The sequence below is a fragment of the Candidatus Accumulibacter vicinus genome (genome assembly GCF_000584955.1).
In the GTDB taxonomy this organism is placed as follows: domain Bacteria; phylum Pseudomonadota; class Gammaproteobacteria; order Burkholderiales; family Rhodocyclaceae; genus Accumulibacter; species Accumulibacter vicinus.
On the sequence record NZ_JDSS02000006.1, the window covers coordinates 112,217 to 125,600 of the forward strand.

The following is a 13,384-nucleotide window of genomic DNA, read 5'->3' on the forward strand; positions in this document are numbered from 1 at the left end:
GCGGCTCACGCAGCTTCCTCTGCCTCGCCCGGATCCGGAAGAGGCAGAGGGGTGAGGAGAAAGCATGCGCACCACTGGATTACTGTTTTGCGGATGGTTGCTGAGTACGGCTTGCCTGGCGGCGATTGACCCGACGCTGCTCAAGCCACTCGCGTCCGAAGACTCGGAGAGCAAGATCGCCGCGATTGCCGCGCTGGCGCAGGCGGCGCCCGACGAAGCGCTGCCAGTCCTCAAGGCACTGGCCGACGACTCGCTGGCACTGGCCGGCGAGCGGGTGGTAATCGTCGACGGCGCGCGTGTCCTCGACGCGGCCAGCCACACCGAAATCAAGCCGACGCCGGCGGCGACCGAGACGATCGGCATCAATAACCGCGTGCGCCGCGAACTGTCGGGCGCCCTCGCTGCGCTGCGGCTGTTCTCGACCGAACGCGCGGTGCGCTGGCAGGCTGCCCAGGAGCTGACATTGAGCGCTGACGCCAAAATGCTGCCGCTGCTTGACAAGGCACTGGCCGTCGAAACCGACCCCGAGATCAGGAAGCGCCTGCAACTGGCGCATGCGCAGGCCAGTCTCGGTTCGACCGAGGCCGGGGTGCGGCTTGCCGCTGTCCGGGTCCTTGGCGAAAGCAGCGACCCCAACGTCCGGCAAATGCTGCTGCCGCTGACCGAAAAGCGCGGCGACGCCTGGATCGAGCCTGACAGCGCGGTGCGCGCCGCGGCGAGGACATCGATCCGCTCGATAGAGCAGCGGCTGGCGTGGGCTGACAATCTCGGCCGCGCCTTCACCGGCCTGTCGCTCGGCTCGATCCTCCTGCTCGCCGCCCTTGGCCTGGCGATCACTTACGGCGTCATGGGGGTCATCAACATGGCGCACGGCGAACTGCTGATGGTCGGCGCCTATTCGGCATGGGTCATGCAGGGCGTTTTCCGCGCCTATCTGCCAGGTGCCATCGACTGGTATCTACTGGCGGCGCTCCCGGTCGGCTTTTTATCGGCAGCACTGGTCGGCATCCTCATGGAACGGATCGTCATCCGCCACCTCTATGGCCGCCCGCTGGAGACGCTGCTCGCCACCTGGGGAATCTCGCTGTTTCTGATGCAGGTGGCGCGCACGCTGTTCGGCGCGCAGAACGTCGAGGTCGCCAACCCGGTGTGGATGGCCGGCGGCATCGAGGTCCTGCCCAACCTGATGCTGCCCTGGAACCGGATCATCATCGTCGGCTTCTCGATTGCCGTGCTGGCCGTGATGTGGGGGATTCTCAATCTTTCGCGCCTGGGGATGTTCGTCCGCGCGGTGACGCAGAACCGTGCCATGGCCGGCTGTGTCGGCGTGCCGACCGGGCGCGTCGATACCCTGGCCTTCGGCCTCGGGGCAGGGATCGCCGGACTCGGCGGCGTGGCATTGTCGCAGATTGCCAACGTTGGCCCGGACATGGGGCAGGGCTACATCGTCGATTCATTCATGGTCGTTGTTCTTGGCGGGGTCGGGCAGCTTGCCGGCGCAGTCTGGGCAGCCTTGGGTCTGGGCGTGTTCACCAAGTTTCTCGAAGGCTGGACAGGAGCGGTGGTCGCCAAGATCGTCGTGCTGGTGTTCATCATCATCTTCATCCAGAAGCGTCCGCAAGGGCTGTTCGCCCTCAAGGGCCGCTTTGTCGAATCCTGAGTCCGGGAGATTTCATGCGCCCTTCGCCTGCACGAACCCCTTTGATCGTCCGCCTCGGGCAGAGCTTCGACATGCGTAGCTGGCAGATGGCGGGATTGTTCGCTGCTTTCGCGCTGTTTGCCGTGCCGATCATGCACCTCGCGCTGCCGCCCGACCATCCACTGCACCTGTCGACCTACTTCATCACCCTGATCGGCAAGATTCTCTGCTACGCGATCGTCGCCGTGGCCATGGATCTGATCTGGGGGTACGGCGGCATCCTCTCGCTCGGGCATGGCCTGTTCTTCGCGCTCGGCGGCTACGCCTTCGGGATGTACCTGATGCGCCAGATCGGCCGTGACGGCAGTTACCAGAGCGACCTGCCGGATTTCATGGTCTTTCTCGACTGGAAGGAATTGCCGTGGTTCTGGGTCGGTAGCGACAGCTTCGTGTGGGTGGCGCTGCTGGTACTCGTCGTGCCGGCGCTGATTGCCTTCGTGTTCGGCTACTTCGCCTTCCGCTCGCGCATCAAGGGCGTCTATTTCTCGATCATCACGCAAGCGCTGACCTATGCTGCGATGCTGCTCTTCTTTCGCAACGAAACCGGTTTCGGCGGCAACAACGGTTTCACCGACTTCAAGCGCATCCTGGGCTACTCGATCACCGCCCCCGAGACGCGCGTCGTCCTTTTCGGCCTTTCGGCGCTGACGTTGCTCGGCACCTTGCTGCTCGCGCGCACCCTGGTGACTTCGAAATACGGTCGCATCCTGACGGCAATCCGCGACGCCGAATCGCGAGTGATGTTCATCGGCTACAACCCGCTGTGGTACAAGCTTTTCGTGTGGACCTTGTCGGCGCTGTTGTGCGCCGTCGCCGGTGCGCTGTATGTGCCGCAGGTGGGAATCATCAACCCGTCCGAAATGTCGGTCGCCAATTCGATCGAAATCGCCATATGGGTCGCCGTCGGCGGGCGCGGGACACTGATCGGTCCGGTGATCGGCGCGTTCATCGTCAATCTCGCGAAGAGCTGGTTTACGGTGAGTTTCCCCGAATACTGGCTGTTCTTTCTCGGCACCCTGTTCATCGTCGCGACGCTGTATCTGCCCCAGGGCATCGTCGGCCTGTGCCGGAAACTGCGCGCCGGGATGAAGCGTGATCGCCATCCGCTGGCACCGGCAGCGAAAGGAGTCCAGGCATGAACGCCATTGATCTCCCGTTGAACAATCATGACAACCCTGACTGGGACAGCGGCACCGCCGAACTCGGACACCTGCTCAAACCGGGTGAACTCGACCTGTCGCACAAGGTCATCCTTTATCTCGAAGACATCACGGTCAGCTTCGACGGTTTTCGAGCGCTGAACAAGCTGTCGCTGGCAATCGACGCCGGCGAGCTGCGCTGCATCATCGGGCCCAACGGCGCCGGCAAGACGACGATGATGGACGTGATCACCGGCAAGACGCGACCCGACGAAGGCAGCGTCTTCTTCGGTCAGACGATCGACCTGACGCGTCTCTCCGAACCCGAGATTGCGCACGTCGGGATCGGCCGCAAGTTCCAGAAGCCGACGATTTTCGAGAATCACACGGTCTTCGAGAATCTCGAACTGGCGATGAAGACCGACAAGCGCGTCTGGCGGAGCCTTTTTGCGCAGCTCGATTCGGCGGCCGGCGACCGGATCGCCGAGACGCTGCAATTGATTCGTCTCGACGCCCAGGCCGACCGGCTGGCCGGTCTGCTGTCGCACGGCCAGAAACAGTGGCTGGAGATCGGCATGCTGCTGATGCAGGAACCGAAGCTGCTGTTGCTCGACGAACCGGTCGCCGGCATGACCGATGAGGAAACCGAACGAACCGGCGAACTCTTCCTGTCGCTCGCCGGCAAGCATTCACTGGTCGTCGTCGAGCACGACATGGCTTTCGTCAAGCAGCTCGGCAGCAAGGTCACCGTCCTGCACGAAGGCAGCGTCCTTGCCGAGGGAACCCTCGAGGAAGTCCAGTCCGATGCGCGCGTGATCGAAGTCTACCTGGGGCGTTAAAACCACCATGCTAAATGTAGACAATCTCAACCAGTACTACGGCGGCAGCCACATCCTGCGCAACCTCAGTTTCACTGCCGAAGCCGGCAAGGTGACGGCGATTCTCGGGCGCAACGGCGTGGGCAAATCGACGCTGCTGAAGTCGTTGATGGGCTTGCTGCCGGCGAAGGGCGGGCGTATCGAGTTCGCCGGGCACGACCTCACCCGCGCAGCCTCGCACCAGCGCGTCAAGGCCGGCATCGGCTACGTGCCGCAGGGACGCGAGATCTTTCCGCGTCTGACGGTACAGGAGAATCTGCTGATGGGACTCGCCACCTGTCCCGGCCGCACGCCGGTTCCCGAGCGCATCTTCGAGATGTTCCCGGTGCTGCGGCAGATGCTGCGCCGGCGCGGCGGCGACCTCTCGGGTGGGCAGCAGCAGCAACTCGCGATTGGACGCGCGCTGGCGATGGGGCCGAAGCTGCTGATTCTCGACGAGCCCACCGAAGGCATCCAGCCATCGATCATCAAGGACATCGAGCGCGCCGTGCGCTCGCTCGCCGCCAGCGGCGACATGGCGATCCTGCTCGTCGAGCAGTACTATGATTTTGCCCGCTCACTGGCGGATCAATATCTGCTGATGGAACGGGGCGAGATCATCATGCGCGGACGTGGCGAAGACATGGATAAGGACGGGGTTCTGGCGGCGCTGGCGGTATAGCGGCAGCCGCAGCGACCGAGAAAGTAGAACAGCGCACTCACTCGACTTCGGTTCAGGTCATAGCGCCGAATCACGGCCGATAACCACACCGCTTGTCTTCGGCCACCGCCGCCCCTTATGCAATAATCGTGTTCGCCAAGACGATTCCATTGAGAAAGGGCCAACCGCGTGTCTGAAAGCAACGGTATCACGGCGCCAGAGGGTGAATTCGACGAGACCGCGAAGGGGATCGATTTCTCGCTCCCTTTTGTCCCCGAGTCCCTGACGCAACTCTACTACACGCCCTCGCTCGCGCGACTGACTGCCGCGCAACGGCTGCGCTACAACCAGCTCTACGCTGCCCATATCAACGAGCAGTTCATCTTCTTCGAGCACGACATCGGAAATGCGATTTCGCGCGCCCTACTGGCTGCCGGCGCGGTGAAACAGCCAGCGCTGCAAGACCGATTGCGGGCGATGGTCGACGATGAAGATCGGCACCAGTTGATGTTCGCGTCGATCAACAGTCGCGCCTTTCCAGAACTTTATGCCAACCGCCGGCATGTCTTCATTCGTCCGTCGGCCATCGTGCGCCACGTGCTGAATGCCATCGTCCAACACCCGCAAACCATGACGTTTGTAATCTGGCTCGCCTTCTTCCTCGAGGAGGCGTCGGCGGAGTTCTCGAAGACGGTCATCAAATCCGCCAAGGAAGGCGCAAGCATCGAGCCGAGCTTCCTGGCAGTACACCTTCGGCATCTGCGCGACGAGGTCCATCACGTCAAGCTGTATCCGGACATCGTCCGTGCCGTGCTCTGCGGCAGTTCTCCGCTTGCCCGGAGAATCAACGGCGCTTTGCTCGCACGCCTGATGCGCGAGTTCCTCACCCCAAAAAGATCCGGTATCGCGGTCATCGACCGGCTGGTCCGGGAATTTCCTGACTTGAGTTCAAGACAGGGCGATCTGCGTCGCGATGTGCGCTCGCTTGCCGGTTCACCGGATTTCTATGACGCCTTCTTCTCGACGTCCAAGCTCCCGTCCTTGCACGGCATGTTCGACGAGTTTCCCGAGTTCTCATGGTCGGCCGCAAAGGCTGCCGCACGATACAGGTAATTGCCAATGCGCGACACCGCGGCTGTCGAAACCTGTCGGGGCCGGGATCGGCCCGAACCTGCAATGCCTGAATACAGGTCGAGGGTTGTCCGCACCACCGAACTCGACGAGGAGCAAATTGCCAGGATGTCGGCGCTCTACCTGGATCACTATGCGGGCAGCAATGATGCCCTGTTCCGCGCCGATTTGTCGGAAAAGGACCACGCCCTGCTGGTATTCAGCGACGATGCGCTGGTCGGCTTCACGACGATCAAGCACTATGAAGTCGAGTGGCAGGAGCAGGACACGGGAATCATCTTTTCCGGCGACACGATCGTCGATCCGCGCCATTGGGGCCAACGCGAGCTGGCCTTTGCCTGGCTCGAGTACGTCGGTGGCATCAAGGCGGCTTCGCCCGAAAGACCCCTGTACTGGTTCCTGCTGGTGAAGGGACACCGCACCTATCGCTACCTGCCGGTCTTCGCGCGCGAGTTCCATCCTGGTTGGCAGGACAGCGAAACCCTGCGCCTGAAACCGCTGGCGGATTTCCTTGCCGGCGCCCGCTACGGCGCCGACTACAACCCACAAACGGGCGTTGTCGAGTTCGCCGAATCTCGTGGCCACTTGCGCCCGGCGATCGCGCATCCGGATATCGATGAACTCGAACGCCAGGATGTCCGCTTCTTTCTTGCCCGCAACCCCGGCTACCTGCAGGGAAACGAGCTGGTCTGCGTCTGCGAGCTTGCCGTCGACAACCTGAAACCATTGGCCGCGCGTTTCTTCCAGCGCGCTGCCGGAGCACGGCGATGATCGTGGCCTCGGGCCTGCCCGCGGCACTACGGAGGCCGGCCTCTGACCCAGGCGTCGGCAGCGACTGGCTTGCCGAACTGCTGGCAAGCAACTCGTCGACCGCGTACCTGCGGAGCCATGGCCGTCCTCTCACACTCGATGCCTTTCGCACGCAGGTCCCTCTCTGCGACTACGAGAGCCTGACGCCCTGGTTGCGACGCATCAGCGATGGCGAAAGCGACATCCTTTTCCGCGGTCGGCCTTGCGCCTACGAAAGAACCGGCGGCAGCGCCGGCGGAAGCAAGCTCATCCCGTACTCCGCTGCCGGGATCGTCGAGTTCCGCCGCGCCGTGTCGCCCTGGCTTGCAGCAACCTTGGCACGTCACGCCGTCACCGGCACGGTCTATTTCTCGATCAGTCCGGTCGCCCGGACTGCCGAAAGGATCGGCGACGTTCCGGTCGGGCTGCCCGATGCCGCCTATCTCGACGAGGCGACGTGCCCAGTGCTGATGACACGGAGCGCCGTGCCATTTTCAGTCTCCGCAATCGCTGACGTCGCCACTTGGCGCCAGGAAACACGGCGTCACCTTTCCAGCGCTTCGGCGCTCGAACTGATCTCGGTCTGGAGCCCGACTTTCCTTCTTTCGTTACTGGAAGATCACGAAAGAATCGCGGCTGCCTGGCCCCGCTTGAAGGTGATCAGCTGTTGGGCCGACGGATCGTCCCGCCCATACGCCGCCGAGCTTGCCGCCCGTTTTCCCGGCGTCGCCATCGAGCCGAAGGGACTGATCTCGACCGAAGCCGTCGTGACCGTTCCCAACGATCATGGCGTACCGGAACTCGTTGCCAACGGTTTCTTCGAGTTCCTGAGCGAAGAGCACGCCTTCCTCGCGCACGAACTCGAGCCCGGCAGGGAGTACGAAGTCGTCGTGACGACAGCGAGCGGACTGTACCGCTATCGAAGCGGCGACGCCGTTTGCTGCCGTGGATACGCAGCATCGGGTCGGCCGATTCTCGGCTTCGTTGGTCGCTCCGGCCTGTTCTGCGACCTTGTCGGCGAGAAACTGAGCGAATCCTTCGTCACGACCGCACTTGCCTTTCTCCCCGGGTTTTCTCTGCTGCTCCCCCACGCGCGCAAGCGTGCTTACGTACTGGTCCGCGAACACGACACCTCGCCGGAGGATCTTGCCCGGCTGGACGCTGCCTTGTGCCACAACCCCCAATACGCCTATGCAAGGAAACTCGCACAGTTGTCGCCCCCAAACTTTCTGCGGGTGCCCCGTGCCTGGGCGATCTACGAGAGAACCCTGCTGACGCGCGGCGCCCGGCCTGGCGATATCAAGCCGACCGCGCTGCGTCCCGAGCCATTCTGGCTGGATGTTTTCGAACGGGAGTGCCCATGAAGATTGCCCTGATATCGCCGAAAGGCCCCCTGTACCGCCACCGCGGCGGCATCTTCAAGAAGTCGCTGCGTTACCAGCCGCTGACCTTGACCACACTGGCCGCCCTGGTCCCGCCGGAGCTCGGCGCCGAGCTGTCGCTCTACGACGAAGGCATTGTCGAGCTGCCGAACGAGATTGCCGCTGACCTGATCGGCATGACCGTGATTACCGGTACGGCGCCACGCGCCTACGAACTCGCGGCACATTTCCGCGCCCGCGGCAAAACCGTCGTGCTCGGTGGTCCCCACGTCACGTTGCTGCCGAACGAAGCGGCAGAGCACGCCGATTCGATCTGCGTCGGCTACGCCGAGGACAGCTGGCCGCAGCTTCTGCGTGATTTCGCAGCCGGCTCCCTGAAACCGGCCTACTACCAGAGCCCTGACTTCACGCTCGACCGACCGCAAATGCCGTTCGCCCGACGGGATCTCTTCGATTCGCGCAACTTCCTGACCCAGGCGGTTTTCGAGGCGACCCGTTCCTGCGCCCACGATTGCGAGTTCTGCGTTGCACCCGCTGCCTGGGGGCGCAAGCAGTATCAGAAGCCCATCGATTGGGTCATCCGCGACATCCAGCAGTTCGGACAGAAGAAAATACTGTTCGTCGACCTCAACCTGATTTCCGACAAGGAATATGCCCGCGAACTGTTCACCCGTCTGATCCCGCTCAACATCGAGTGGTTTGGTCTGTCCACGGTGCTCCTCGGACACGATCGCAAGTTCATGGAACTGGTCGCCCGCAGCGGCTGCAAAGGTCTGCTGCTCGGCCTCGAAACCGTCACCCCCGAGAGTCTGCGCGATGCCCGCAAGCGCTTCAATGCCTCGGTCGACTTCCGCTCGGTCATCGACGACCTGCATCAACTGGGGATCGCAATTCAAGGGTGCTTCGTCTTCGGCCTCGATCACGATACGCCGGATGTTTTCCAAACCACGGTGGAATTCGCCATCGAAACCGGCATCGACCTTCCGCGCTACGCCGTGCTGACGCCCTTTCCGGGAACGCCCTTGCATGCGCGATTCGAGCGCGAAGGACGGATACTGACCCGCGACTGGACCCTCTACGACGCTCAGCACGTGGTCTTCCAGCCGCGCAACATGTCGGTGCGCGAACTCGCCGAAGGCCACGAACGTGCCTGGAAGCAGACCTACCGCTGGTCTGCGATCGGCCGGCGGCTGTGGCGGGCAGGCAATCTGCGGCCGCTCGCGCTGACCGCCAATACCGGTTATCGCTTCTATGCGCACAACCTGCACCGCTTCTATAACTGCGACTGGCCGATCGATGTCATCGATCGGCCGCGAGTCGCGCCTGATGCTGCGGCCGCGGCCAGAGTCGTATGCGGTTGACCCTGATCCAGCCGGCCATCGGCCATCGTGCCGGGGAGTCCTACATCCGCTCCTGGCAGATGGAACCCCTGCCGATTGCCACGCTCGCCGGCCTGACGCCGAAGAGCGTCGAACTGGCCTTCTTCGATGACCGCATGGAGGCGATCGACTATGACCGCCCATGCGACGCGGTCGCAATGCCGGTCGAGACCTACACGGCACGGCGCGCGTACCAGATCGCCAGCGAGTATCGCCGGCGCGGCGTGCCGGTAGTGGTCGGTGGCTTCCACCCGAGCGCCCTGCCTGATGAGGCGCAACGTTTTGCCGATGCGGTCGTCGTCGGCGAGGCCGAAGGCATCTGGGTCGAAGTGCTCGACGACCTGGCCCACCGCACCCTGCGCCCACGCTATGCCGCCGAGCGCGGCAACCTCGCGGCGATCCGCGTCGATCGTTCCCTGTTTGCCGATCGTCGTTACCTGCCCATCGGTCTGATCGAAACCGGTCGCGGCTGCCGATTCCCTTGCGAGTTCTGCTCGATCCAGTCGTTCTTCGGTCGCAGCCATCGCAATCGGCCGATCGCTGGCGTCATCGATGAACTGCGCGCGCTCAAGGGCAGGAAGCGTCTGTTTTTCTTCGTCGACGACAATTTCGCCGGCGATCTCAAGGCCGGCAAGGAACTCCTGCCCGAACTCGCCCGCCTGGACATCCGCTGGATCACCCAGCTCAGCATCAATGCCGCGCACGACGAGGAGTTCCTGTCGCTGCTGGCGAGAAGCGGCTGCAAGGGCGTGCTGATCGGCTTCGAATCGCTGGATGCCGACAATCTGCGGCAGATGAACAAGCGCTTCAACCTGATGAAAGGCGGCTATCGCGTCGCCCTTGCCAACCTGCGCAGGCACGGCATCGCGGTCTACGGCACCTTCGTCTTCGGTTACGACAACGATGTCGAGTCGTCCTTCGATACCGCCGTGGATATGGCGATTTCCGAAGGCATGTACATCGCGGCGTTCAACCACATGACGCCGTTCCCGGGCACGCCACTTTACCGCCGGTTGCAGGAGGAGGGCCGCCTGCGTTACGACGCCTGGTGGCTGGACCCCGCGTACTGTTACAACGAGGTGCCGTTCCGGCCACAACGACTGACCCCCGCGGCGGTCACCGGGGGTTGCCTGGCCGCCCGCCGCCGCTTCTACGGCTGGCCGAGCATCCTGAAACGGGGACTGGACAACCGCAGTGACTTCTTCATGCTGCGCAACTACCTGCCGATCAATCTGATGCATCGCCAGGACGTGTCGCGACGCAACGGCTATCCCCTCGGCGACGAGACCTGGTCTGGCCGCATGGCTGGGTCGGCATGATCCGTTTCGCTCCCGCCACCCCGGCTGACGACGCCGAACTGCGGGCGCTGCTGCGTGCACACAGCATGGCCTCGTGGGTGACGATGGCCGTCGAACGCGAACCCTCGTTCTTCGGGGGAATGAACCGCTTCGGCTGCGACCTTGCGGTGATCGCACGCGACGGCGATCGCGCCGTCGGCATGTTCGTGCGCTCCGAACATCCGGTTCATCTCAACGGCCATCCGGTGCAGACCGGCTACCTCGGTGCGCTCCGGATCGATGCCGGCTACCGACGGCGGGTGCGGGCACTGCGCGACGGCTATGCCGCGGCGTTCGCAGCGGGGGAACAAGGTTCCTCCGGGTTCTGCTACACCTGTATCGCCTCCGAGAACCGGCCCGCCCGACGCCTGCTCGAAGGGAACCTGAAAGGCCTGCCCCGGTACGTCGAGGTGGGCGAAGTGATCGCGCTGGCCATGCCGCGCGTGCGGGGAAAGGTGTTGGGCCACTGGCACCCGATGCGTCCGGATGAGGATGCCGCGGTATGCGCCTTGCACAACGCCGCGGCTGCATCGCGCCAGTTCTCGCCGGTACTGAACCCGATGACCCTGGTCGCGACCGGCGCCGATTTCTTCGTCTGCCGTGACGCCTTGGGCAAGCCCGCGGCATGCATGGCACTGTGGAACCAGAACGACTACAAGCAGGTTGTCGCCCGCTCCTACCGCCAACCGCTCGCCGCTTTGCGGCCGCTGTACAACGCTGTTGCGGCAGCGCGCCGACAAGTCACGCTGCCGCGCCCCGGCCAGGCGGTCGACCAGACGTATCTTGCCTTTCTGGCCGCTGACGCGAAGCATGCCCCCATGCTGACGGAACTCGTTGCCGACGCCCTCGCGATGTGCAGAACGGCGGTACTGACGATGGGCGTCTCCACCCACGATCCAGGTCTGCAAGAGATCATCGCCCGCTTCTGCCCGTCGCACTACCGGATGACGGTCTATACTGTCGCCTACGGCGACCCGCCCGGCCTCGACGGGCGGCCGGTGCTGCCCGAGATCGCCGTACTCTGATGCGGCAAACCCCTTCCCGGCGAATTCTTGATCGGGTACCCATCGCTGCCCGCATTCCTTTGGCGATTCGGTTGGTCGAGAACACCATTGGCCAGGAGTGACTGAATGGTCCAGTACTACCTGTCACCGCCCGTCGATGAAGTGCACCTCGCGCAGGAAGTCGCACCCCTTGTTCGCAGTTTCGACGGAGCCGTTCCAGGGGTCGAGCGCTTGATCGAATTGACACGGGAGCACGGACTCGACGTATCGACGATGGCACTCTACGAAGCCTTGCGGACGGCGCCGGCAAACGCCGATTTCCTGTCCAGGATCGATGCCGAGCCGATCGTCACGGCATCCGGCCCGGCGGGCGCCAAGATCCTGGTGATCCCGGCGCTCTTTTACCGGCACTACCCGGAAGTCGGCGGAGATGCGGCGCTGTCCATCGGCATTGCGGGCGCGTGCGGCTTCGCTGTCGAAACCATCCCGATCCTGAGCCTGGGAACCGTCACCGAGAACGCCTGCATCATTCGCGATCACCTTGAGCGCGAACAAGCCGAACGGGTCTGGCTTCTCACTGCGAGCAAGGGCGCCGCCGACTTCCGCGCCTACTTGCAGCATCACGCGGGCGCCGCGGTGATCGACCGAATCGCCGGCTGGATCAATATCTGCGGCCTGGTCGAAGGCTGCGACCTCGCCGACTTCGATATCGCCACGCCGGCGCGGCGGCTCAAGTTCCAGGCGATTTGCCGAGCATTCGGAAGCCGCTTCGATCTGCTGCGCGAACTTTCGACGACCCACGATTACTGGCGTGAACCCTTGCGGCTGCCACCCCACCTCAAAGTGTTCAACCTGTCGGCGATTCCCTTGCCCAGCCATATCCACAAGTCGCTGATCAACCGCTATCGGGCGATCCGCGACCGCGGCCCGAACGACGGCATGGTCGCTTGTCGTCGCACCGTGATCGACGCCGGTCTGACGATCCCCTTCCTCGGTTACGACCATTTCTTTCGCGGCCCGCACATCGCACCAGTGCTCTATCGCTTCTTCAACTACCTCAGGCGGCAATAACGGTCATGACTTTTTCAGACCCCCTCGATCATGCAAGTCATGACCGTTTCCCTCCCTTGCAGGGTGCATTCCGGCTTGCACGCCAAAGTCGTTCGATGGGCGCAGAGCATGCTCTGCGAATTCCCCATCTCACCCCCCGGCCCCTCCCCAGCGAGTGGGGAGGGGAGATTCATGAGTCGCTGACGCGACTTCCACCTTAACCCATGGACCTGCGAATCGCCACCCTTGCGGGCGTGCTTGTCCTGGCGGCTCCGGCACTGGCCGGCGACGAGCGCGCGATCCGCGAAGTCTTCGCCAGCGTCGAGCGTGCTGTCCGCGATCGCGACAAGGTCACCCTGATCGATAGCGCCACCGAAAACCACCTGATGATCTCCAAGAACGGGGAAACGGTCGTCGGTAAGGCCGCGCTCGCTACGTACCTCGACAAGATGATCGGCTATGCCCCGTCGATCAAATCCCTGCAATCGACTGTCGAGATGTCTCCGGATATTCGGTATTACGGCGAGATTGCCGTAACGCATGGCCGCTCCCAGGACCATTACGCGTTCGCCGATGGCCTCGAACTGGAACTGACCACCTTCTGGACTGCCACCGTGGCGCGCGATACGGAGCGCTGGCGAATCGCCGCCGTCCATTACTCGTTCAATCTCTTTGACAATGGAATGCTGGACGCGGCGTACCGTGGGGCGTTCGTCGCCGCGACGGGCGGCGCATTGGCCGGTCTCATCGCCGGATTGTTATTTTTCCGCCGTCGGCCTATATACTTATCTCGGATATCAGCCGGCTGTCCAAACAACAGTTTCAACCGCAGCACCCGCTGCCCAGGAGACGAAAGATGAGAAATTTACTGCGTTGCTGCCTCTCTTCCCTGTGGTTCCTGACCACCGCAGCCGTCTGGGCGGCAAGCGCCCCCCCACTGGACCCGGCCGGCGGCC

Annotated in this window: 12 protein-coding genes; all 12 read left to right on the forward strand. The window is 63.3% G+C overall.

All coding sequences use genetic code 11. The features are described from left to right. Nucleotides 1-64: 64 nt before the first annotated feature. The 12 genes from urtB to CAPSK01_RS01380 all read left to right on the forward strand — a co-directional run bounded on the left by urtB (nucleotide 65) and on the right by CAPSK01_RS01380 (nucleotide 13,288). Nucleotides 65-1,660: an urea ABC transporter permease subunit UrtB gene (gene urtB, locus CAPSK01_RS01325; protein WP_034921329.1), complete on the forward strand. Its 1,596-nt coding sequence runs from the start codon at nucleotides 65-67 to the stop codon at nucleotides 1,658-1,660. A 71-nt stretch (nucleotides 1,661-1,731) separates the two neighbouring features. Further along, the gene (gene urtC, locus CAPSK01_RS01330; RefSeq protein WP_273702894.1) at nucleotides 1,732-2,838 is read left to right on the forward strand and encodes an urea ABC transporter permease subunit UrtC; all 1,107 of its coding nucleotides are present in this window, start codon (nucleotides 1,732-1,734) and stop codon (nucleotides 2,836-2,838) included. Beyond that, complete coding sequence (urtD, locus tag CAPSK01_RS01335) at nucleotides 2,835-3,677, forward strand: urea ABC transporter ATP-binding protein UrtD (RefSeq protein WP_034921332.1); 843 nt, start codon at nucleotides 2,835-2,837, stop codon at nucleotides 3,675-3,677. Before urtC ends, urtD begins: the two co-directional genes overlap by 4 nt. A 7-nt stretch (nucleotides 3,678-3,684) precedes the next feature. Beyond that, the gene (gene urtE, locus CAPSK01_RS01340) at nucleotides 3,685-4,377 is read left to right on the forward strand and encodes an urea ABC transporter ATP-binding subunit UrtE (protein WP_034921334.1); all 693 of its coding nucleotides are present in this window, start codon (nucleotides 3,685-3,687) and stop codon (nucleotides 4,375-4,377) included. Between the two features lie 168 nt (nucleotides 4,378-4,545). Beyond that, on the forward strand, nucleotides 4,546-5,469 hold the full coding sequence (locus tag CAPSK01_RS01345; protein ID WP_034921335.1) for a diiron oxygenase: 924 nt from the start codon (nucleotides 4,546-4,548) through the stop codon (nucleotides 5,467-5,469). 63 nt (nucleotides 5,470-5,532) lie between these two features. Then, the gene (locus tag CAPSK01_RS01350; protein ID WP_273702849.1) at nucleotides 5,533-6,258 is read left to right on the forward strand and encodes a hypothetical protein; all 726 of its coding nucleotides are present in this window, start codon (nucleotides 5,533-5,535) and stop codon (nucleotides 6,256-6,258) included. Further along, nucleotides 6,255-7,640, forward strand: a complete 1,386-nt coding sequence (locus CAPSK01_RS01355; RefSeq protein WP_273702850.1) for a GH3 auxin-responsive promoter family protein — start codon at nucleotides 6,255-6,257, stop codon at nucleotides 7,638-7,640. Before CAPSK01_RS01350 ends, CAPSK01_RS01355 begins: the two co-directional genes overlap by 4 nt. Further along, a complete protein-coding gene (locus CAPSK01_RS01360) occupies nucleotides 7,637-9,019 on the forward strand; it encodes a radical SAM protein (protein WP_273702851.1) in 1,383 nt (460 codons plus the stop codon). The genes CAPSK01_RS01355 and CAPSK01_RS01360 overlap by 4 nt, the downstream gene beginning before the upstream one ends. Then, nucleotides 9,010-10,356, forward strand: coding sequence for a B12-binding domain-containing radical SAM protein (locus CAPSK01_RS01365; protein WP_034921338.1), 1,347 nt, complete (start codon nucleotides 9,010-9,012; stop codon nucleotides 10,354-10,356). Before CAPSK01_RS01360 ends, CAPSK01_RS01365 begins: the two co-directional genes overlap by 10 nt. Continuing rightward, complete coding sequence (locus CAPSK01_RS01370) at nucleotides 10,353-11,399, forward strand: hypothetical protein (RefSeq protein WP_034921340.1); 1,047 nt, start codon at nucleotides 10,353-10,355, stop codon at nucleotides 11,397-11,399. The genes CAPSK01_RS01365 and CAPSK01_RS01370 overlap by 4 nt, the downstream gene beginning before the upstream one ends. Before the next feature lie 105 nt (nucleotides 11,400-11,504). Further along, the gene (locus CAPSK01_RS01375; protein WP_034921342.1) at nucleotides 11,505-12,449 is read left to right on the forward strand and encodes a hypothetical protein; all 945 of its coding nucleotides are present in this window, start codon (nucleotides 11,505-11,507) and stop codon (nucleotides 12,447-12,449) included. Nucleotides 12,450-12,652: 203 nt separating this feature from the next. Continuing rightward, nucleotides 12,653-13,288, forward strand: a complete 636-nt coding sequence (locus CAPSK01_RS01380; protein ID WP_034921344.1) for a nuclear transport factor 2 family protein — start codon at nucleotides 12,653-12,655, stop codon at nucleotides 13,286-13,288. The last annotated feature ends 96 nt before the right edge of the window (nucleotides 13,289-13,384 follow it).